We start from the raw sequence: 20,586 nt of genomic DNA, 5'->3' as shown, positions 1-20,586 counted from the left end.
CGGAGGCGGAGGCGCCGCGCCCGCCCGATCCGGCGGCAGCGGCCCTGCCCGGCCGGCGGCAACGGCGGCAAGGGGGCTCGCTCGTATCACGGAGAGTGCGTGTTTGCGGCCTGCTAGTGACGTCGCTCGCGCTGGTCGGGATGTGCGTCCTCAGCGTCTGGGTCGGCGCCAACCACCTGCCGTTCACCGTCGTGTGGCGGGTCCTGTGGCACGACGACGGCTCGTCCGCCGCGCTGGTCGTGCACAACCTGCGGATACCGCGCACGCTGCTCGGCCTGGTGGTCGGCGCCGCACTCGGCGTGGCCGGGGCCCTCAGCCAGGCGTTGACCCGCAACGATCTGGTCGAACCGGGGATGCTCGGGGTCAACATCGGCGCGTCGGCCGCCGTCGTCGTCGGCATCTCGCTCTTCGGCGTCACGAGCCCGAGCGGCTACGTGTGGTTCGCGCTCGCCGGCGCCGCCCTGACCGCGGTCGCCGTGTTCATGATCGGCGCGACCGGCCGCGCAGCGACGACGCCGGCGACCCTGGTGGTGGCGGGCGCGGCCGCCGCGGCCGTCCTCGGCGCGTTCGTCAACGCCGTGCTGCTGATCGACACCAAGACGTTCGACCAGTTCCGGCACTGGGACGTCGGCTCGCTGGCGGCGCCGGGATCGACCGGGCTGCGGGCGACGGCGCCGTTCATGGCGGCGGGACTCCTGCTCGCCCTCCCCCTTGCCCGCCCGTTGAACGCGCTCGCGCTGGGTGACGAGGCCGCCCGCGGCCTGGGTGTCCGCCTTCACCGGGCCCGGATGCTGGGCGCGCTCGCGGTCGTCCTGCTCTGCGGCGGGGCGACCGCCGCCGCCGGGCCGATCAGCTTCGTCGGCCTGGCCGTGCCGCACGCCGCCCGCGTGATCGCCGGACCGGACAACCGCTGGGTCCTGCCCTACTCCGCCATGCTGGCCCCGATCCTGCTGGTCGGATCGGACCTGGTCGGACGGGTGATCATCGCTCCAGGTGAGCTGCAGGTGGGGATCATCACGGCCTTTGCCGGAGCTCCGGTGTTCATCGCGTTGTGCCGCCGCGCGCGGCTGGGCCGGGCGTGACCGGCATCGCGCCGGCCGGCCCGGTCGACCGTCCCGCCGCCGGCGCCCTCCCGCCGTCGCGGCGTCCCCGGGTGGCCCGGTTCGGCGCCGACGCGGTGTCCGTCCGGATCTCCCCCCGCGCCGTCGCGGTGAGCGCCGGCTTCACCCTGGTGATCGTGGCCGTCGGCGTCGCCACGCTCACCACCGGGGACTACCCGATCCCGGTGGGTGACGTCGCCCGCGCCCTGCTCGGGCACGGCGACGGCGGCACGGACTTCGTGGTCAACACCCTGCGGCTACCGCGCCTGCTGACCGGGCTGCTGGTCGGCGCCGCGCTGGCCCTGTCCGGATCGATCTTCCAGAGCGTCTCGGGCAACGTGCTGGGCAGCCCGGACATCCTCGGCTTCACCACCGGCTCGGCCACCGGGGCGATCATCGTCCTGCTGGTCCTGCGCGGGGACGCCGCCGGGGCGTCGCTGGGCGCGTTGGTCGGCGGGGCCGCGACCGGCGCGGCGGTCTACACGCTGTCCTACCGGCGCGGGCTGGCCGGGCCGCGGCTGGTCCTGATCGGCATCGCGGTCGCGGCGCTGCTCAACGCGGTCAACTCCTACCTGATCACCCGGGCGGCGCTGGCCGACGCGGTCGCCGCGCAGATCTGGCTGATCGGCAGCCTGGACAGCCGCGGCTGGGCCCAGGTCCGGCCGCTGGCCCTGGCCCTGGTCATCCTGACGCCGATCGGCCTCTACCACGGCCGCCGGCTGGCCTACCTGGAGCTGGGGACGGACACCGCCAAGGCGCTCGGGGTGGGCGTCGAACGCTGCCGCCTCACGCTGATCGCGGTCGCGGCGGCGTTGGCCGCGGTCGCGACGGCCGCCGCCGGGCCGGTCGGCTTCGTGGCGCTGAGCGCGCCGCCGCTGGCCCGCTGGCTCACGGCGGCCTCCGCGCCGCCGCTGGTCTCGACCGCGCTGGCGGGGGCGGCACTGGTGACGGTCGGTGACCTGGCCGCCCAGCGCCTGTTCGCCCCGACCCAGCTCCCGGTCGGGGTGGCGACCGGCGCCATCGGCGGGGTCTACCTTGCCGTCCTGCTGATCCGGCAACGGCGGCGGGCGTGACGCCGCATCGGGGCGCGTGGCGCCCACCGGCGGACGGGACCGAGCCGATGACGGAGGACGCCCCATGACGCGGCTGAGCGCGCGCGGCCTCACCTTGGCCTACGACCACCGGGTGGTGGCCCGCGAGCTGGGGATCGACATCCCGGACGGGGCGTTCACCGTCATCGTCGGACCGAACGCCTGCGGCAAGTCGACGCTGCTGCGCGCGCTGGTCCGCCTGCTGCGGCCGAAGGCGGGCGCGGTGCACCTCGACGGCGCGCTGATCTCGTCGTACTCGACGAAGGAGGTCGCGCGCCGGCTCGGCCTGCTGGCCCAGTCCGCGACCGCGCCGGCCGGCATCACCGTGGCCGATCTGGTCGCCCGCGGCCGCTACCCGCACCAGCGGCTGCTGCGCCAGCGGTCGCGGGAGGACGAGCGGGTCGTGGCCGAGATGATGGCCCGGACCGCCGTCGCCGACCTGGCCGACCGCCTGGTCGACGAGCTGTCCGGCGGCCAGCGCCAGCGGGTGTGGCTGGCGATGGTCCTGGCCCAGCGGACGCCGATCCTGCTGTTGGACGAGCCGACGACGTTCCTCGACATCGCCCATCAGGTCGAGGTGCTGGACCTGTGCGCCGAGCTGCTCGCCGGCGGCGACCACACGCTGGTGGCGGTGCTGCACGACCTCAACCAGGCCAGCCGGTACGCCGACCACCTGGTGGCGATGCGGGACGGGCGGATCGTCGCCCAGGGGCCGCCGGCCGAGATCGTCACCGCCGCGCTCGTCGCGGACGTCTTCGGCCTGGCCTGCCGGATTATCACCGATCCGGAGTCGGGGACGCCGCTGGTGATCCCGCTGCGCCGCGGCGCCGGCCCGGCGGCGCGCCCGGCCCAGAGCCCGGCCCAGAGCCCCGCGGTCGCTGTCCCGGCGCCCGCGTCCGGCGGAACGGCCGACCCGCTCACGGAACCGAGCCGGCCCGTCCAGATGGGTTGACGGGGCTAGGTTACTTAGGTTAGCTATACCTGACTTTATCGGGCAGGTAGCCGCTGCCCGCTGTCTTCGACCAGGCGGGCACGGGCTCCCGATCCCGCCGGCCCGACATCGGACGCCGGTGCCGGACGCCGGTGCCGGACGCCGGTACGCCGGACGGTCGTCGGACGACGCGGGCACGAACCGGTCAGGACGGTGCTGGGTTGGACGGCGCGACGGGTAAGCGACTGCTCAGGACGCAGCTGTCGGCGCGGCGGGGGCAACTCGCCCTCGGCGGCGCGGCCACGGTGGTCCAGCAGACGGCGATGCTCGCCCTCCCCTGGTGCATTCAGCGCGCGCTCGACCAGGGCATCACCCCGCGATCGGTCCACGGCACGCTGACCTGGGCCGTCCCGACGGCGGTCGTCGCCGTGGTGTTCATGCTCGGCGGTGCTGGCGGCCTGTGGTGGTCGGGCCGGGCCGCGAACCGCGTCGCGCACGCGCTGCGGGCCGCGCTGGTCGAGCGGGTGGCCGCCTTCGACCGCCCCGCCATGGCCCGCTACGGGCACGGTGACCTGGCCACCCGGGTCACCCGTGACGTCGACCTGATCCGGCTGTGGGTGCAGAGCCTCGCCATCTGGGTCCGGATCGTCGTGACCATCGTGGTGGTCCTGCCCGCCTTCGCCTTGCTCGACTGGCCACTGCTGATCGTCGGGGTGGTGACGATCCCGCTGGCCGCGTTGGCCAACGCCTACTTCCCCGGCCGCTTCGACGCGGCGAACGAGAAGCTCTCCGAGGCGTTCGCCGCCCGCGCCGACGCGGTGGAGGACCTGCTCTCGGCCAGCGCCGCGGTGCGCGGCCTCGGCGGTGAGGCGGCTCTTGTCCGTCGCCACCACGACCGCAGCGCGGTCCTCACCGACCACACCATGACCGCCGCGCGCATCTCGGCGTCCTGGACCGCCGTCCCGCCGGCCGTCCCCCGGCTGGCGATCGCGGCCGGCCTGGCCATCGGGGGGACGGTGGCGCTGCGCGGCGGCCTCACCGTCGGCGGCCTGGTCGCCTTCACCTCCTGGATGACCACCCTGACGCTGGCGGTCACGATCGCGGTCGACCTGCTCTCGGCACGGGGCCAGGCCCGGGTCGCGGCCGGGCGCATCGCCGAGATCCTCGAGACCCCGGTCACTGACGACGACCCGGCCGACGCCGAGACCCCGCCGCCAGGCGGGGCCCTGCTCGCCGCCGGGCTGACCGCCCGGCGCGACGGCCGGCGGGTGCTCGGACCGGTCGACCTGCGCGTCGGTCCGGGCGAGTTCGTCACCGTGACCGGACCGACCGGCGGCGGCAAGACCACGCTCGCCCGCCTGCTCTGCCGGCTGGAGGACCCGGCGACCGGCTCGGTCAGCCTGGGCGGCGTCGACCTGCGGCGGGTCTCCCGCCTCGAGCTGGCCCGCCGGATCGGCCTGGTTCCCCAACGGCCCCTGATCCTGGCCGGCACGGTGGCGGACAACCTCCGGGTCGGCCGCGAGGTCGAGCTGGACGAGCTGCGGGCGGCCTGCGCGGTCGCCGCCGTCGACGACTTCGTGCTGAGCCTGCCCGACGGCTACGACACCGAGCTCGGAGAACGCGGGGCGACCGTCTCCGGCGGCCAGGCCCAGCGGCTGGCCCTGGCCCGCGGGCTGATCGGCCGGCCGGACGTGCTCATCCTCGACGACGTGACCGCGGCTGTCGACGCCGCGACCGAGGCGACGATCCTGCGGGGGCTGCGCGCGTGGTCGCCGCAGGCCGCCCTCGTGGTGATCTCCCACCGCCCCTCCGTCCTGGCCGCCGCCGACCGCGTGCTCCGGCTCGGGCCGGACGGCGTGCCGGCGGCGGGCGCCGGGCCGATCGGGGGCGCGCGGCAGGCGGCCGAGACCGCGCCGGCCGGCGATGCGGCCGGCGATGCGGCCGGCGATGCGAGCGGCGATGCGAGCGGCGATGCGAGCGGCGAGGAGATCGTCCGGGTGGGAGGCGGGGATGGCTGAGGTCCGTGTGCTGGCCGAGGAGGCGCCCACCGCAGGCGTCTTCCGGCGCTTCTGGCCCTACCTGCGCCCGCACCGGGCGATCCTGGCCGTCGCGCTGCTGGCCAGCGTGGCCAGCACGGCGGCGGTGGTCGGCATCGCCCCGGCGATCGGCTGGGGGGTCGACGCGGTGACCGCCGGCGATCAGGGCCGCCTGTGGTGGGCGGTGGCACTGATGGTCGGGCTCGTCCTGGCCCGGATGCTCCTGCTGCGCTGGTCGGAGATCCTGCTCTCGTCGGCCGGGGAGCGGGCGATCCGCGGGCTGCGCGATCTCGTCGTCGAACGCCTCGCCCGCGCGCCCTTGCGGTTCATCGAGGCCCACCGCACCGGCGACCTGCTGCGCCGGTCGACCGGCGAGATCGCCGACCTGACCCTGTTCCTGCGTGACCAGCTGCCCAACCTGCTCGGGGTCGCCCTCACCGTTGCCCTGACCACGGTGTTGCTGCTGATCTACTCATGGCTGCTCGCGCTGCTGCTCGTCGCGCTGTTCGTGCCGATGGCGGTCGCCGTGGTGGTCTGGTTCAACCGGGCCGCGCCCGAGACGTTCGGCCGGCAGGCCGCGGCGGACGCCACGATGACCGCGACCTTCACCGAGTCGCTCAACGCGCACGAGGCGCTCGTCGCGCCCGGGCGGCCCGAGGAGTGGGTGCGGCGCTTCCGGGCGGACAACGACGAGCTGCTGGTCGGGGCCGACCGGACCATCGCCGTCCAGAACCGCCTGGAGCTGTTCGGGATGATCGAGGGCCTGGCCACAGCCGCGCTGCTGCTGCTGAGCGTCTGGCTGGTCCGGGCGGGGCACCTGAGCGTCGGCACGGTCGTCGTGTTCGTGATCGCGACCCGCAACCTGTTCGAGAGCATGCTCACCCTGTCCGGGCTGGCCGGCCAGGCCCAGCTGGCCCGGGTGGGCCTGGCCCGCCTGACGGACCTGCTCGAGGCGCTGCCGCCGGCCGAGCTGGCCGCCCTCGCCGTCCCGTCGGCGCGGGCCGCGTCGCCGGCGCGGTACGACCTGCCAGTTCAGGGCGACCTGGTCGCAGACGGCCTCCGCTTCGGCTACGCCGACGGTAAGGACGTGCTGCGCGACGTCTCGGTCACTTTCCCGGCTGGCGACCGGGCCGGCATGGTCGGCGTCACCGGGTCCGGCAAGACGACGCTGGCCAAGCTGCTCACCGGGCTCTACGAACCGGACGCGGGGACGGTGCGCTACGGCGGGGTCGACCTGCGGTTCGCCCCGCCGGAGCAGGTCCGGGCGCGCATAGTCCTCATCCCGCAGCAGGTGCACATCATCACCGGCACCCTGGCCGAGAACCTGGCGCTCACGCCGGGCGCGCCGGACCGGGCGGCGATGGAGCGGGCGGTCGACCTGCTCGGCTTGGCCGAGTGGGTCGACCGGCGACCGGGCGGGCTGGACGCCGGGCTGGGCGCCCGGGGGGAACGGCTGTCCGCCGGCGAGCGGCAGATCGTCGGGCTGCTGCGGGCCGCGCTGGTCGACCCACCGGTGCTGCTGCTCGACGAGGCGACCGCCGACCTCGACCCCGATGTCGCGCGCCGCTTGGAGACCGCCGTCGAGCGGCTCCGCCGGCTCCGCGCGGGTCGCACATTGATCGTCATCGCGCACCGGCCGACCACCATCGAACGCCTGCCGCGGATCGTCCGCGTCGAGGCCGGCCGTCTGAACTGATCCTGCCGCCGGATGCCGGAAAAATGAGGGAATTTCGGCGGCTGACGGGGGTAGACAAACGTGGCTGTCTTAGGTAAACCTAACTTAAAGTAAAGAGAGCCTAAGTCGCGGACTGAGATCCAAGGAGACGGCACCTCATGTCGACCAACCCGTTCGATGACGAAAAGGGCAGCTTCTACGTCCTGGTCAATGTCGAGGGCCAGCACTCGCTGTGGCCGACATTCGCGCCCGTGCCGGCCGGTTGGACGACGGTGCACGGAGCCGCGAGCAGGTCGTCCTGCCTGGAGTACGTCGAGGCCAACTGGACGGATCTGCGCCCGGCCAGCCTGATTGCCCGGATGGGCGCCGATCGCCCGCCCGCCGACCGCCGGGAGACGGGCGCCCCGGCTACGCAGGGCAGCGGCGCCGGCGCCGGCCCCGGCGCGTCCCGATGACGGCGCCGATGATCTACCGCGAACGGACGGTGCCGCTCGCCGGTGATCCGCTGGCGGCGGCGGCGCGGTTCGCCCGCCATGCCGCGGCGCCGGTCACCGTCTACGAGCGGGACGGCGAGTGGCACTGTGGTTCGGGCGCCCTGGCCGAGGCCGTCGTGTACTGGGACGAGATCCGCTACCGCGCGGGCGGGGACTGGCGGGTCGAGTTAGTCGACGGCGCTCCGCTGCGCACCCTGGCCCGCGTCCTGGCGGCGCTCCCGGTCACCGGCTGGCGGGCGTGCGGCTGGGCCGGCTTCGAGCTCGGTCCCCGGGCGCTCGGGCTGCCCGGGCCGGTCATCCCCGACCCGCTCATCCACCTGGTCATCCCGGCCCGCGAGGCGCGGCTGTCGGCGACCGGCGCGCTGCTGCGCGCGGCCGAGGAAGCTGATCTGGACGCACTCGCCGAGACCCTCGGCGGTGCGGCCGCCGACGAGCCGGGCGAACCCCGGCCGCTGGCCAACCTCGACCACGGCGCCGACGACTACCGGCGGATGGTCGCGCGGGCCGTCGAGGACATCCAGGCCGGCCGGCTGCGCAAGGTGATCCTCTCTCGGGTCGTCCCCGTCGACGGCGAGATCGACCTGGTCGCGACCTACGAGCGGGGGCGGCGCGGCAACACGCCGGCCCGTTCCTTCCTGCTCGATCTGGACGGCCTGCGCGCGATCGGGTTCAGCCCGGAGACCGTGGTCGAGGTCGACGCCGACGGCCGGGTCTCCACCCAACCGCTGGCCGGCACGGCCGCGTTCGACGGCGGGGACGGAGACCGGGCCCGGCGGGAGGCGCTGCTACGCGACCCGAAGGAGATCTACGAGCACGCCGTGTCCGTCCAGGCGGCCCAGGACGAGCTCCGGCCGCTGTGCGCGCCGGGCACGCTGGTCGTGGACGAGTTCATGACCGTCCTCGAGCGGGGCAGCGTGCAGCACCTGGCCTCGCGGGTCAGCGGCCGACTCGCCGCCGGCTGGGACGGTTGGGACGCGCTGGCCGCCGTCTTCCCGTCCATCACGGCGACCGGCGCGCCGAAGGACGCCGCCTGCGCGGCGATCCGGCGCTACGAGCCGTCGCCGCGTGGCCTCTATAGCGGCGCCGTGATCAGCGCGACCTCGGACGGCGCCCTCGACGCCGCCCTCGTCCTGCGGACGGCGTTCCAGCACGACGGCCGGACCTGGCTGCGAGCCGGGGCCGGCGTCGTCGGGGCGTCGCGCCCGGAACGGGAGCTGGAGGAGACGCGCGAGAAGCTACGCAGCGTCAGCCGCTTCCTCGTGCCGGCCGTGCCGGCCCAGCCGGCCCGCCCGGTCCCGGCGGCGGTCGACGATCTGGAAGCGCTCGGCGATCTCGAAAGGCTCCGGCGCACCGTCGCCGAGCTGCTCGGGGAGGATCCGGCCGAGCTCGGGGACGACGACAACCTCTTCGAGCGGGGCCTCGAGTCGATCGCGCTGATCCGGGCGATCGGGGGCTGGCGGCGGGCCGGCATCAAGGTCAACTTCGCGGAGCTGGCCGAGGCCCCGACCCTGGACGGCTGGTTCAAGCTGCTGGCCGGAAGGCAGCCCGCCGTCATGCTCCAGCCCGGGAGCGAGGAACCCGCGAGCGAGCCGGCCCCGCCCGCACCGGTGGCCGTCGCGCCGGCCGAGGCCGACGGCGCCGAGTTCCCGTTGGCGCTCATGCAGCACGCCTACTGGATCGGGCGCGGCGACGGGCAGCCCTACGGCGGCGTCGCCGCGCACCTCTACACCGAGTTCGATGGGAACGCCCTCGATCCGGCCCGGCTGGCCGCCGCGATCGAGCGGCTCATCGAGCGGCACGAGGCGCTGCGGACCCGGATCACCGACAACGGCGGCCAGGTCGTCGAACCGGCGCCCGGCTGGCGCGGCCTGATCGTCCAGGACCTGCGCGACCTGGACGAGGACGCCGCCGCCACCCGGCTGGCCGCCGTCCGCGACCAGTTATCCCACCAGATGCTCGACATCGAACGGGGCGAGGTCTTCTCGACCGCGCTGAGCCTGCGGCCCGACGGCACGACCCGCTTCCACCTCGACGTCGACATGGTCGCGGCCGACGCGGTCAGCTACCGCGTGCTGCTGGCCGACCTGGCCGAGGAGTACGGGTGCCCGGACGAGGTCGCGCCCGCGCCGGCTTACAGCTACCGCCGCTACCGGGCGGAACGCGACGCTCTCCCGCGCGCGGCGGCCGAGCGGGCCCGGCGCGCCTGGCTCGACCGCCTGCCCGGCGTGCCCGGGGCGCCCCAGCTCCCGCTGGTAGCGAGCCTCGGCGCCCCCGGCGAGCCCGGCGGACCGCCCCGGGTTTCCCGGCGTCACTTCCAGCTGCCGCCACCCGCCCGCGAGGCCCTCGGCCGGGCGGCCCACCGGCACGGCATCACCCCGGCCGTGGCCGTCGCGACCGCGTTCGCCGAAGTGCTCGGCGGCTGGAGCGCGCAGTCGCGCTTCCTCCTCAACGTTCCGCTGTTCGACCGCGAGCAGCTCCACCCCGACGTCAACCGGATCGTCGGCGACTTCACCAGCTCGGTTCTGCTGGAGATCGACCTGACCGACCGCATTCCGTTCGTCGAGCGGGCCCGCCGGATCCAGACCCGGCTGCACGCTGACGCTGCCCACGCCGACTACTCCGGCGTCGAGGTGCTCCGCGACCTGGGCCGCCACCGGGGCGAACCGGTGCTCGCGCCGGTCGTGTTCACCAGCGCGCTCGGCCTCGGCGAGCTGTTCGATGCTTCGGTGCGCCGGGAGTTCGGCCAGCCGGTGTGGATCATTTCGCAGGGCCCGCAGGTCCTGCTTGACGCCCAGGTCACCGAGCTTGACGGGGGCCTGCTGGTCAACTGGGACGTCCGTGAGGACACGTTCGCTCCCGGCGTCGTCGACGCGATGTTCACCGCGTTCGAACGGCTCGTGCGGGGTCTGGCCGACCCCAGCCCGGCCGGCCCCGGCCCGGCGCCAGCCACGGACGGCACGGCCTGGGACCAGCCCGTCGACGGCCTCCTCGGCGAGTCCACCCGGACGGTGCGACGCCGGGTCAACGCGGTCGAGGGACCGGCGTCCACCCGCCTGCTCCACGAGGAGTTCTTCGCGGCGGCCGCGCGGCGCCCGGACGCGCTCGCGCTGCTGTGGGACTCAGCGGCCGGCGGCGGCGAGTCGCCGGTGCGCCGGTCGCTGTCCTACGGCGAGCTGGCCGCCCGGGCGACGGCGGTGGCCGGCGCCCTCGCCGCCCGGGGCGTGCGGCCGGGGGACCTGGTCGGCGTCAGCTTGCCGAAGGGACCGGACCAGGTCGTCGCCGTCCTCGGCGTGCTGGCGGCCGGGGCGGCCTACGTGCCGGTCGGCGTGGACCAGCCGCCGGCCCGGGTCGCGCGGATCGTCGCCACCGCCGGCTTCCGCACGGTCATCACCACGCCGTCCGCGGCGTCATCCGCAGCGCCTCCCGGGCCGGACTGGCCGGCCGGGGTGTCCCCGCTCACCCTCGACGACGCGCTCGCCGCCGGCCCGTCCGCCCCGCCCGGCACACTCACGTTGAGCGCGGCCGACGATCCCGCCCGCTTGGACGAACCGGCCTACGTTCTGTTCACCTCGGGCTCGACCGGTCAGCCGAAGGGAGTCGAGGTCGGCCACCGGGCCGCGATGAACACCATCGACGACCTGGTCGACCGGCTCGGCCTCGGCCCGGGCGACCGGACGCTGGCCGTCTCGGCCCTCGACTTCGACCTGTCGGTCTTCGACATCTTCGCCCCGCTGTCATCCGGCGGCGCGGTGGTGATCGTGGACGAGGAGTCCCGCCGCGAGGCCGCCCGCTGGGCCGAGCTCATCACGGCCCACAGCGTCACGATCCTCAACTGCGTGCCGGCCGTGCTGGACCTGGTCCTGGCCACCGGGGTGCCGCTGGGCGCCAGCCTGCGCGCGGTGCTCCTGGGCGGTGACCGGGTCGGCGTCGACCTGCCCGGCCGGCTCGAGGCGGCCGTCCCCGGCTGCCGGTTCCTCGGGCTCGGCGGCACGACCGAGACCGCCATCCACTCCACCGTGTGCGAGGTCGTCGGGGGTGGGCCGGTGCCGCCCGAATGGCGCTCGGTGCCCTACGGCACCCCGCTGCGCAACGTCCGGCTGCGCGTGGTCGACGCCCTGGGCCGCGACTGCCCCGACCACGTCGCCGGCGAGCTGTGGATCGGCGGGGCCGGCGTCGCCCGCGGCTACCGGGGTGACCCGGAACGCACGGCCGACCGGTTCGTCACCCACGGCGGCGAGCGCTGGTACCGCACCGGCGACCTCGCCCGCTACCTCCCGGACGGCACCGTCGAGTTCCTGGGCCGCCGCGACCACCAGATCAAGATCAGAGGCTTCCGGGTGGAGCTGGGGGAGATCGAGGCGGCGCTCGCCTCGCTGCCCGGCGTCCGGGCCGGGGTGGCCGTGCTGACCGGCGGCGCGGACGGGCGTCCGAGCGCGCTCGGGGCCGTCGTCGTTCCGGACGCGGGGGAGGGCCCGGCCGACCCGGCCGACCCGGTTGACCCGGCGGCGGTCCGGGCCGGCCTGCGGGCCGTCCTGCCGCCGCACATGGTGCCCGACCGGGTCGTCGCGGTGGCCGAACTCCCGCTGAGCGCCAACGGGAAGATCGACCGTAAGGCGGTCGGCGCCATCCTCGAACGCGATCTCGACGGAACGCGGCCGGCCGCGGCCCCGCCAGGATCCGACCTGGAATGGGTAATCCTCTCGGTCTGGCGGGAGGCGCTGGGCCTCGACGAGTTCGGGGTCACCGAGGAGTTCTTCGCCCTCGGTGGCGACTCCGTGCTCGCCACCGCCGTGGTGGCCCGGCTGCGCGACGAGCTCGACACCGGCGACGTGTCGGTCCGAATGCTGTTCGGCGCGCCGACGGTCGCCGCGCTCGCGCGGGACCTGCGCGCGGCCGAGCCCACGCCCGGGCGGCTCGACCGCGTCGCGGCGATCGCCTGGGAGATCGCCGGCCTCTCCGACGACGAGATCGAGGAGCGGCTGCTCGGCCCGGCCGATCCCTCCGGCGCGACCGCCGCCGCCGGGACCGAACGGTGAGCGCCCCGCCGGTCACCGGTCCGCCAGCCGAGCCGGGCGCGGCGGACGACTGGGTCCGCTGGCCGGACGAGTTCGCCCGCCGCTACGTGGACGAGGGCTACTGGCGGGGCGCCCCGCTCGGCGATCGTCTCCGGGCCTGGGCCTGCCGGTCCGGCTCGGCCACCGCCGTCGTGGCCGGTCCGCCGGCCCGGCCGGTCCGGCTCTCCTACGCCGACCTCGACCGGGCCGCCGATGACCTGGCCGCCGGCCTCGCCCGGCTCGGCCTCGCCCCCGGCGACCGCGTCCTGGTCCAGCTGCCCAACCGCGCCGAGTTCGTGACGCTGCTGTTCGCGCTGCTCCGGCTGGGCTCGATCCCGGTGCTCGTGCTGCCCGCGCACCGCCGGGTCGAGATCGAGCACCTGGCCCGGCTGTCCGGCGCCGTGGCCTACGCCATCCCGGACACGCACGAGGGTTTCGATCACCGGGCGCTGGCCCAGGAGATCGTCGCCGCGGTCCCGTCGGTGGGTCATGTGCTGGTGGCCGGTGAGGCCGGTCCGTTCACCGGCCTCGACGCCGTAGCGGCGGCCGGGGCCGCTGCTACGGCCGGCGGGCAGGCCGCGCCACCACCGGTGCCCGAGCCGGCCGGCGTCGCGGTGCTGCTCATCTCGGGCGGCACGACCGGCAAGCCCAAGCTCATCCCGCGCACCCACTGGGACTACGCGTACAACGCGGAGGCCAGCGCCCGGCTGTGCGGGCTGACCAGCGACGACGTCTACATGGTCGCGCTGCCCGCCGCGCACAACTTCCCGCTGGCCTGCCCGGGCATCCTGGGAGCGCTCGGCGTCGGCGCGACGGTGGTCCTGGCGCCATCCCCCAGCCCCGAGATCGTCTTCGAGCTCATCGCCCGGGACCGGGTCACGGTGACCGCCCTCGTCCCGGCCCTGGCCCGGATCTGGGTCGACGCCGCCGGATGGGAGGGGCCGGACACCGCCAGCCTGCGTCTGCTCCAGGTCGGGGGCGCCCGCCTGGACGCCGAGCTGGCCCGGCGCATCCCGACGGTCCTCGGCCCGCGCGTTCAGCAGGTCTTCGGCATGGCCGAGGGGCTGCTGAACTACACCCGCCCGGACGAGGACGACGAGCTCGCCTTCACCACCCAGGGCCGCCCGCTCGCGCCCGCCGATGAGATCCGGATCGTCGACCGCGACGGCGCCGACGTGGCGCCCGGCGAGATCGGCGAGCTGTGGACCCGCGGCCCCTACACCGTGCGCGGCTACTACCGGGCCGTCGAGCACAACGCGACCGCGTTCAGCCCCGACGGCTTCTACCGCACCGGCGACCTCGTCCGGCTGACGGCCAGCGGCAACCTGGTCGTCGAGGGACGGCTCAAGGACGTCATCAACCGGGGCGGCGAGAACGTCTCCGCCGCCGAGCTCGAGGAGCACCTGCTCGCCCACCCGTCGATCGCCCAGGCCGCCGTCATCGCAGCGGCGGACGAGCAGGTCGGCGAGAGCGTCCGCGCGGTGGTCGTCCCGAGGCCCGGGGCGACGCTGACCCTCAAGGCGGTCAAGGCGTACCTGCGCGAGCGCGGGCTGGCCCGCTTCATGCTCCCCGACCTGCTCACGATCGTCGACACATTACCGCTCACCCCCGTCGGCAAGATTGACAAGCGGGAGCTGCGCCGCCGTCTCGGTTAGCGCCGCCGGGCGACGGCGCGGGCGCGGGCCCTCAGCCACGCCCGCCTCCCCCTGGGCCGTATCGGAAGCCGCACCGCTGGAAGCCGCACCGCTGGAAGCCGCACCACTGGAAGGACGTGCATCGTGGCGAGTCCCGACTCCGCGCAGCGCAAGCGCGAGCTGCTCCGCCGCCGGTTGGCGGCCGAGCGACTGACGCGCGAGCCAGCCAGCGGCGCCGGCCCCCGGCCGCGACGGGAGCCCGGCCGGGGCTACCCGGCCAGCCCGGGACAGCGCCGGATGTGGTTCCTGTCGCGGCTCGACCCGGGCAGCGCCGCCTACACGATCTCAGCCGGGTTCGAGCTGACCGGCCCGCTCGACGTCGATGCGCTGCGCCGGGCGCTGCTCTCCGTCGCCCGCCGGCACGAGATCCTCCGCACGACCTACCGGGTCACCCCGGACGGGCAGCTCGAGCAGGTGCTCCGGGACGACATCGAACCGGCGTGGCTCAGCGTGGACCTGACGACCGTGCCCGCCGAGGAGCGGGAGGAGCGCGCACGGGAGATCGCGCTGCGCGCGGCCCGGCGCCCGTTCGACCTCACCGCCGAATCGCCGCTGCGGGTCACCGTGCTGCGCCACGGCCCGCTCCGGCACCTGCTCGCGGTAGCCGCCCACCACATCGCCTGGGACGACGTGTCCTGGGACGTCTTCTTCGGTGACCTGCTGGCCGCCTACGACCGCTGGGACGGCGACGGCCCGCCCGCCACCGTCTCGTTCATCGACGCGGCGGGGCCGGCCGCCGAGCCGGCTGCCCGCCCGGCCGGGCTGGCCTACTGGCGGGAACGGCTGCTCCCGCTGGCCGATCCGGTACGCCTGCCTGAGCCGAGCCCAGATGACCCGCAGCCGGGCCAGCCGCAGCCGGGCCAGCCGCAGCCGGGCCAGCCGCAGCCGGCCGACCCGCCGGCCGGCCGTCGGCGCGACGCGGGCCGGCAGGTCGTCCATCACGCCCCGGCCGAGCTGGCCGGCCAGGTGCGGGCGTTCGCCGCCCGGCACGGCGCGACGCCGTTCGTGGTGCTGCTCGCCGCCTACGCGGCCCTGATCCACCGGGCCACTGGGGCCACCGACATCACCGTCGGCTCGCCCGTCGTCAACCGGGACGGCGCCGGGACCGACGGCGTCATCGGCTACTTCGGCAACACCATCTGCCTCCGGCTCACCGTCGGCCCGGCCGACACGTTCACCGAGCTGGTCGCCCGGACCCGCGAGGTGTGCCGGGGCGCCCTCGCGCACGCCGACGTCGACCTGGCCGACGTCGCGCGCGAACTCAACCCGGACCGCTCCGACGGCGTGTCCAGCCTGTTCAGCACGATGTTCGCCGTCCGCTCACCGGCCGCTGCCGCCCTCCACCGCACTGACCAGAACGGCCGGGACCTGCGCGGCGAGCGCCGCCCGCTGCCCAACGGCACCGCCCAGTTCCCGCTGATGGTGGTGGCCGAGTTCGGCGGGGACGGCGGCTTTGGCCCGCTCGAGCTGGAGACGACCTACCAGCCGGGCTCGGTGTCGGCGGCGTTCGCCGGCTCGGTGGGCCCGCGGCTGGAGCGGCTGCTGGCCCGGGCGCTGGCCGAGCCCGGCACGGCGATCGGCCCGATCGACCTGCTCGGCTCGGCCGAGCGTGACCGGGTGCTGGTCGACTGGAACGACACCGCCGGGCCCAGCCCGACCGAGCCGTGGGTGGCGCTGTTCGCCGCCCAGGCCGCGGCCAGCCCCGACCGGACGGCGCTGGTCACCGCCGAGCGGACCCTGACCTACGGTGAGCTCGCGGCGGCGGCCGACGCCTTCGGGCGCCGGCTGGCCAGGCGCGGCGCCCGGCCCGGTTCCATTGTCGGGATCGCGCTGCCCCGCTCGGTCGACCTGGTCGTCGCGCTCGCCGGCGCCGCCCGGGCCGGCGCCGCCTACCTCCCGATCGACCCCGACTACCCGGCGGACCGGATCGCGTTCATGATCGAGGACGCGGCCCCGTCGGTGCTGGTCACCACGGGAGCGCTCGCCGCGCGGCTGCGGGCCGCGCCCGGGACGCGGCTCGTCCTGATCGACGAGGCCGATCCCGAGGCCGACGCCGAGCCCGGCGCCGCGGCGGTGCCGGCCGCTGGATCGTGGCCGCCCGCCGTCGACGCGGACAGCCCGGTCTACGTGATCTACACGTCGGGTTCGACCGGCCGGCCGAAGGGCGTCCTGGTCGGCTACCGGTCCCTGGCGAACTTCCTGTCGTCGTTCGCCGAGACCGTGGGTATCGGGCCAGCCGACCGGGTCCTGGCCGCGACCACGCTGGGCTTCGACCCGAGCACGGTCGAACTGCTCGCCCCGCTGACCGTCGGCGCCTCGATCCATCTCGTCGAGGGCGGGGCGGCCCGCGACCCCTCGGAGCTGGCCCGGCTGCTGACCGCGGGCGCGGTGACGCTGGCCCAGGCGACCCCATCGCGCTGGCGATCCATCCTTGACGCGGCTGCTGGGCCCTACCCGCGGGTGCGGGTCCTGTGCGGCGGCGAACCGCTGCCGGCCGACCTCGCCCGCGAGCTCACCGCCCGCGCGGAGAGCCTGACCAATCTGTACGGGCCGACCGAGACGACGGTCTGGGCGACGACCGGCCCGGTGCGAAGCGCCGACCGTGGGCGGCCGACGGTCGGCCGCCCACTGCGCAACACCCGGGCCTACGTGCTGGACGGCGCTCTCATGCCGGTACCGCCGGGCGTCGTCGGCGAGCTGTACCTTGCCGGCGCGGGCGTCGCCCACGGCTACCTGGCTCGGCCGGCGCTGGGTGCGTCCCGTTACGTCGCCAGCCCGTTCGGGACCGGCGAGCGGATGTACCGGACCGGCGACCTCGCCCGGTGGACGGCCAGCGGCGAGCTGGTCCTGGCCGGCCGCTCGGACGATCAGGTCAAGGTCCGCGGCTTCCGGGTCGAGCCGGGTGAGATCGAGGCGGTGCTCGACCGCCACCCGGCGGTCGCCCGCTGCGCCGTGGTCGTCCGCGAGGACGGGCCGGCCGGCCGGGCGCTGGTCGCCTACGTCATCCCAGCCGGGGCGGCAGCGGACGAAGCGGGCAGCGGGGCGCTCGCGGCGGCGCTGCGCGCCCACGTGGCGGCGGCGCTGCCCGACTACATGGTGCCGGCGGCCTTCGTAGTGCTGCCCGCGCTGCCCACCACCCCCGGCGGGAAGCTGGATCGCCGCGCGCTGCCCGCGCCCGATTTCCGGGCGGCGGCCCGGTCCGGCCGGGCTCTGCCTGCTCGGGCTCCGGCCACCCGGACCGAGGCGGTCCTGCGGGACGTCTTCGCGGCCGTGCTCGGCCAGCCCGACGTCGGCGTCGACGACTCGTTCTTCCAGCGGGGCGGCGACAGCATCCTGGCTTTCGCCGTGGTCACCCGGGCGGCTGCCGCCGGCGTGACGGTCGAGCTGGCCGACGTGTTCGCCGCGCCGACCGTCGCCGGCCTGGCCGCAGCGGCGGACGCCTCGGCCCCTGCGAACCAGGCGCCTTCAGACCAGACGCCTTCAGACCAGACGCCCGTGGGCTTGGCGCCCGTGGGCTTGGCCCCGGTCGACCCGGCGGACCTGGCCCGCTGGCGGGAGCGGCTGCCCGGCCTGACCGAGGTCTGGCCGCTGTCGCCGTCGCAGGCGGGGATGCTGTTCCACCGCCTCGTCGACGGGGACGACACGCCGGACGTCTACGTCATCCAGTTCGTCCTCGACCTGCGCGGCGACGCCGACGACCTCGACCCCGAACGCCTGCGCGTGGCGTCGCGGGAGCTCGTCGCCCGGCACGATCTCCTGCGCGCCGCCGTCCTGGCCGACGGCGCCGCCCCGGCCCAGGCCATCCTGGACCGGGCCGAACCGGAGTGGACGATCGTCGACCTCTCCAGCTGGCCGGCCGCCGAGCGGTTGGCCGAGGCCGAGCGGCTGGTCGTGGCCGACCGAGCGGCGCGCTTCGATCTGACCACGCCGCCGCTCATCCGGTTCCTGTGGGTCCGCACCGGAGCGGACAGCGCCCGGCTGGCGGTCTGCGCCCACCACGTCATCCTGGACGGCTGGTCGCTGCCGCTGGTGCTGCGGGAGCTGTTCACGCTGGCCGCCGATGCCGATGCCGATGCCGATGCCGATGCCGCCCCGCCGCCCCGGCCGCCCGCCGTCCGCCCGTACTCGGACTACCTGCGCTGGCTGCGGGCCCAGGATCGGGACGCCGCCCGCGCGGCCTGGCGGACCGAGCTGGCCGGCCTCGAGGGGCCGACCCTACTGGCCGCCGGCGGCGGCCACCGCGCTACGCCGGCGAGCGAGACGGGCCCGAGCCCGGCCGCCGTCGACCGCGAGGCCAGCCCCGAGCTGGCCGCCCGCCTGACCACGCTCGGGCGCGAGCGGGGACTGACGCTGAGCACCGTCCTGCGGGCGGCCCACGCGGTCCTGCTGGCCCGGGCAGCCGGCCGCGACGACGTCGTGTTCGGGGCGGCGACCGCCGGCCGGCCGGCGGCGCTGGCCGGGGTCGAGGCCATGATCGGCCTGTTCGTCACCACCATCCCGGTTCGGGCCACCGTGACCGCCGGGGGGACGTTCGCCGCGCTGATGGCCGAGCTCCAGGCGGCCCAGGGCCGGCTGTTCGCCCACGAGCACCTCGGCCTGGCCGACATCCAGGCGCTGGCCGGCCAGGGGGATGCTTTCGACACCCTGCTCGTCCTGGAGTCCTACCCGTTCGCGGCGGCCACGCTGATCCCGCCGGGCGGCCCAAGGCTGGCCGCCGTCGACGGCCACGATGCCACCCACTACGCGCTGACCATCCGGGTGATCCCCGGCGACCGGTTGCGGCTCACCTTTGGCTACCAGCGCGGCGTCCTCGACGACGCGACCGTCGCCGGCCTGGCCGACCGGATGCTCGCGCTGCTCGAGGAGATCGCCACCGACCCCGACCGGCCGATCGGCGCCGTCGCCGCCCTGCCCACGGCCGAGCGGAGCCGGGCCGCCCTCCTCCCGCCGCCGCCGGCACCTGGGTGGGGCGCCGGCGCCACCCTGCCCGAGCTGTTCGAGGCCCAGGCCTACCGGACCCCGGACGCGGTCGCGCTGCGCTGGCGCGACGCCGAGCTCACCTACGCCGAGCTGGACGCGCGGGCCAACCGGCTCGCCCGCCTGCTCGCGGGGCGGGGTGTCGGCCCGGAGTCGGTCGTGGCGGTCGCGCTGCCCCGGTCGGCCGACCTGGTCGTGACGTTGCTGGCCGTCCTCAAGGCCGGCGGCGCGTACCTGCCGGTCGATCCGGCCTACCCGGCCGACCGGATCGCGTTCATGCTGCGCGACGCCGCGCCGGTCTGCGCGGTGACCACCATCGAGACCCGCGCGGCGCTGCCGGCCCGGGCGGGCGTGCCCCTGATCGCGCTGGACGACCCGCTGGTCGGGGCGGCGCTGGCCGAAGCGCCGGCCACCCCGCCGGACGGGGCGGGGCGGGCGCGCCCGGACAACCTCGCCTACGTCATCTACACCTCCGGCTCAACCGGCCGCCCGAAGGGCGCGCTGATCCCGCACCGCAACGTGGTGCGCCTGTTCGCCGACACCCGGGATCTCTTCCGCTTCGACGCCTCCGACGTCTGGACGCTGTTCCACTCGGTGTCGTTCGACTTCTCGGTGTGGGAGCTGTGGGGGCCGCTGCTGCACGGCGGCCGGCTCGTCGTGGTCGACCACGACGTCTCCCGCTCGCCCGAGCAGTTCCTCGACCTGCTGCGGCGGGAGTCCGTCACCGTCCTCAACCAGACGCCGTCGGCCTTCGGCGCACTGCGGGCGGCCGAGCGGGAGGCCGGACGGTCTGACCTCAGCCTCCGTCTGATGATCTTCGGTGGCGAGGCGCTCGAGCTCGGCCGACTGGCCCCCTGGTACGAGCGCCATCCGGACGGCGCACCGACTTTGGTCAACATGTACGGGATCACCGAGACCACGGTGCACGTCACGTACCTGCCGCTGGACCGGGCCGGCGCGGCCGACGCCGCCGCCGACCGCCGGAGCGTGATCGGCGAGCCGCTGCGCGGCCTGCGCGCGCGGCTCCTCGACCGCCACCTCGCCCCGGTCCCGCCGGGCGTCCCGGGGGAGATCTACGTCAGCGGCGCCCAGCTCGCGCGGGGCTACCTGGGCCGCCCCGGCCTGACCGCAGCCCGGTTCGTGGCCGACCCCTACGGCGGCGACCGGATGTACCGCACCGGCGACCTGGCCCGGCTGGGCCCGGACGGCTCGCTGGAGTACCTGGGCCGGGCCGACGACCAGGTCAAGATCCGCGGTTTCCGGATCGAGCCGGGCGAGATCGAGGCGGTCCTGGCCGCCGATCCGGCGGTGGAGCGGGCCGTGGTCGTCGCCGGGGAGGACGGTGCAGGCCGGCGCCGGCTGGTCGCCTACGTCGTCCCCCGGGCGGGCGGGCGCGTCGACGGGCCGGCGCTGCGGCACCGGGCCGCCGCCGCGCTGCCCGACTTCATGGTCCCGGCCGCGGTCGTCGCGTTGGACGCGCTGCCGCTGACCGGCAACGGGAAGCTCGACCGAGCCGCCCTGCCGGCTCCCGGCC

9 protein-coding genes are annotated in these 20,586 nt (G+C 75.8%); all 9 read left to right on the top strand.

Annotation, left to right across the window (positions count from 1 at the left end; translation table 11 throughout):
• Nucleotides 1–116: 116 nt before the first annotated feature.
• Nucleotides 117–1,082: a FecCD family ABC transporter permease gene (locus AC08OP_RS02285; RefSeq protein ID WP_476612691.1), complete on the top strand. Its 966-nt coding sequence runs from the start codon at nt 117–119 to the stop codon at nt 1,080–1,082.
• The gene (locus tag AC08OP_RS02280) at nt 1,079–2,173 is read left to right on the top strand and encodes a FecCD family ABC transporter permease (RefSeq protein WP_476612690.1); all 1,095 of its coding nucleotides are present in this window, start codon (nt 1,079–1,081) and stop codon (nt 2,171–2,173) included. Before AC08OP_RS02285 ends, AC08OP_RS02280 begins: the two co-directional genes overlap by 4 nt.
• Before the next feature lie 64 nt (nt 2,174–2,237).
• Nucleotides 2,238–3,143, top strand: a complete 906-nt coding sequence (locus AC08OP_RS02275) for an ABC transporter ATP-binding protein (RefSeq protein ID WP_476612689.1) — start codon at nt 2,238–2,240, stop codon at nt 3,141–3,143.
• 200 nt (nt 3,144–3,343) lie between these two features.
• Nucleotides 3,344–5,140 carry an ABC transporter ATP-binding protein gene (locus tag AC08OP_RS02270; RefSeq protein ID WP_476612688.1) on the top strand — a complete coding sequence of 599 codons (1,797 nt, stop codon included), beginning with the start codon at nt 3,344–3,346 and terminating at the stop codon, nt 5,138–5,140.
• The gene (locus AC08OP_RS02265; RefSeq protein ID WP_476612687.1) at nt 5,133–6,854 is read left to right on the top strand and encodes an ABC transporter ATP-binding protein; all 1,722 of its coding nucleotides are present in this window, start codon (nt 5,133–5,135) and stop codon (nt 6,852–6,854) included. Before AC08OP_RS02270 ends, AC08OP_RS02265 begins: the two co-directional genes overlap by 8 nt.
• A 137-nt stretch (nt 6,855–6,991) precedes the next feature.
• On the top strand, nt 6,992–7,288 hold the full coding sequence (locus tag AC08OP_RS02260; protein WP_476612686.1) for an MbtH family protein: 297 nt from the start codon (nt 6,992–6,994) through the stop codon (nt 7,286–7,288).
• An 8-nt stretch (nt 7,289–7,296) separates the two neighbouring features.
• Nucleotides 7,297–12,363: a salicylate synthase gene (locus AC08OP_RS02255; protein WP_476612685.1), complete on the top strand. Its 5,067-nt coding sequence runs from the start codon at nt 7,297–7,299 to the stop codon at nt 12,361–12,363.
• Nucleotides 12,360–14,036, top strand: coding sequence for a (2,3-dihydroxybenzoyl)adenylate synthase (locus AC08OP_RS02250; RefSeq protein WP_476612684.1), 1,677 nt, complete (start codon nt 12,360–12,362; stop codon nt 14,034–14,036). The genes AC08OP_RS02255 and AC08OP_RS02250 overlap by 4 nt, the downstream gene beginning before the upstream one ends.
• Before the next feature lie 123 nt (nt 14,037–14,159).
• On the top strand, nt 14,160–20,586 hold a 6,427-nt coding region (locus AC08OP_RS02245; protein ID WP_476612683.1), incomplete at its 3' end, for an amino acid adenylation domain-containing protein.

The organism is Frankia sp. CeRuru1 (genome assembly GCF_977966315.1).
Note: the sequence above shows the minus strand (reverse complement) of the source record. Positions and strands in the feature narration are given on the sequence as shown.

What these genes read in the sequence shown, in the direction of transcription:
- AC08OP_RS02275 (WP_476612689.1), top strand. Translation starts at nt 2,238, where the DNA reads ATGACGCGGCTGAGCGCGCGCGGCCTCACCTTGGCCTACGACCACCGG.
- AC08OP_RS02265 (WP_476612687.1), top strand. Translation starts at nt 5,133, where the DNA reads ATGGCTGAGGTCCGTGTGCTGGCCGAGGAGGCGCCCACCGCAGGCGTC.
- AC08OP_RS02260 (WP_476612686.1), top strand. Translation starts at nt 6,992, where the DNA reads ATGTCGACCAACCCGTTCGATGACGAAAAGGGCAGCTTCTACGTCCTG.
- AC08OP_RS02255 (WP_476612685.1), top strand. Translation starts at nt 7,297, where the DNA reads ATGATCTACCGCGAACGGACGGTGCCGCTCGCCGGTGATCCGCTGGCG.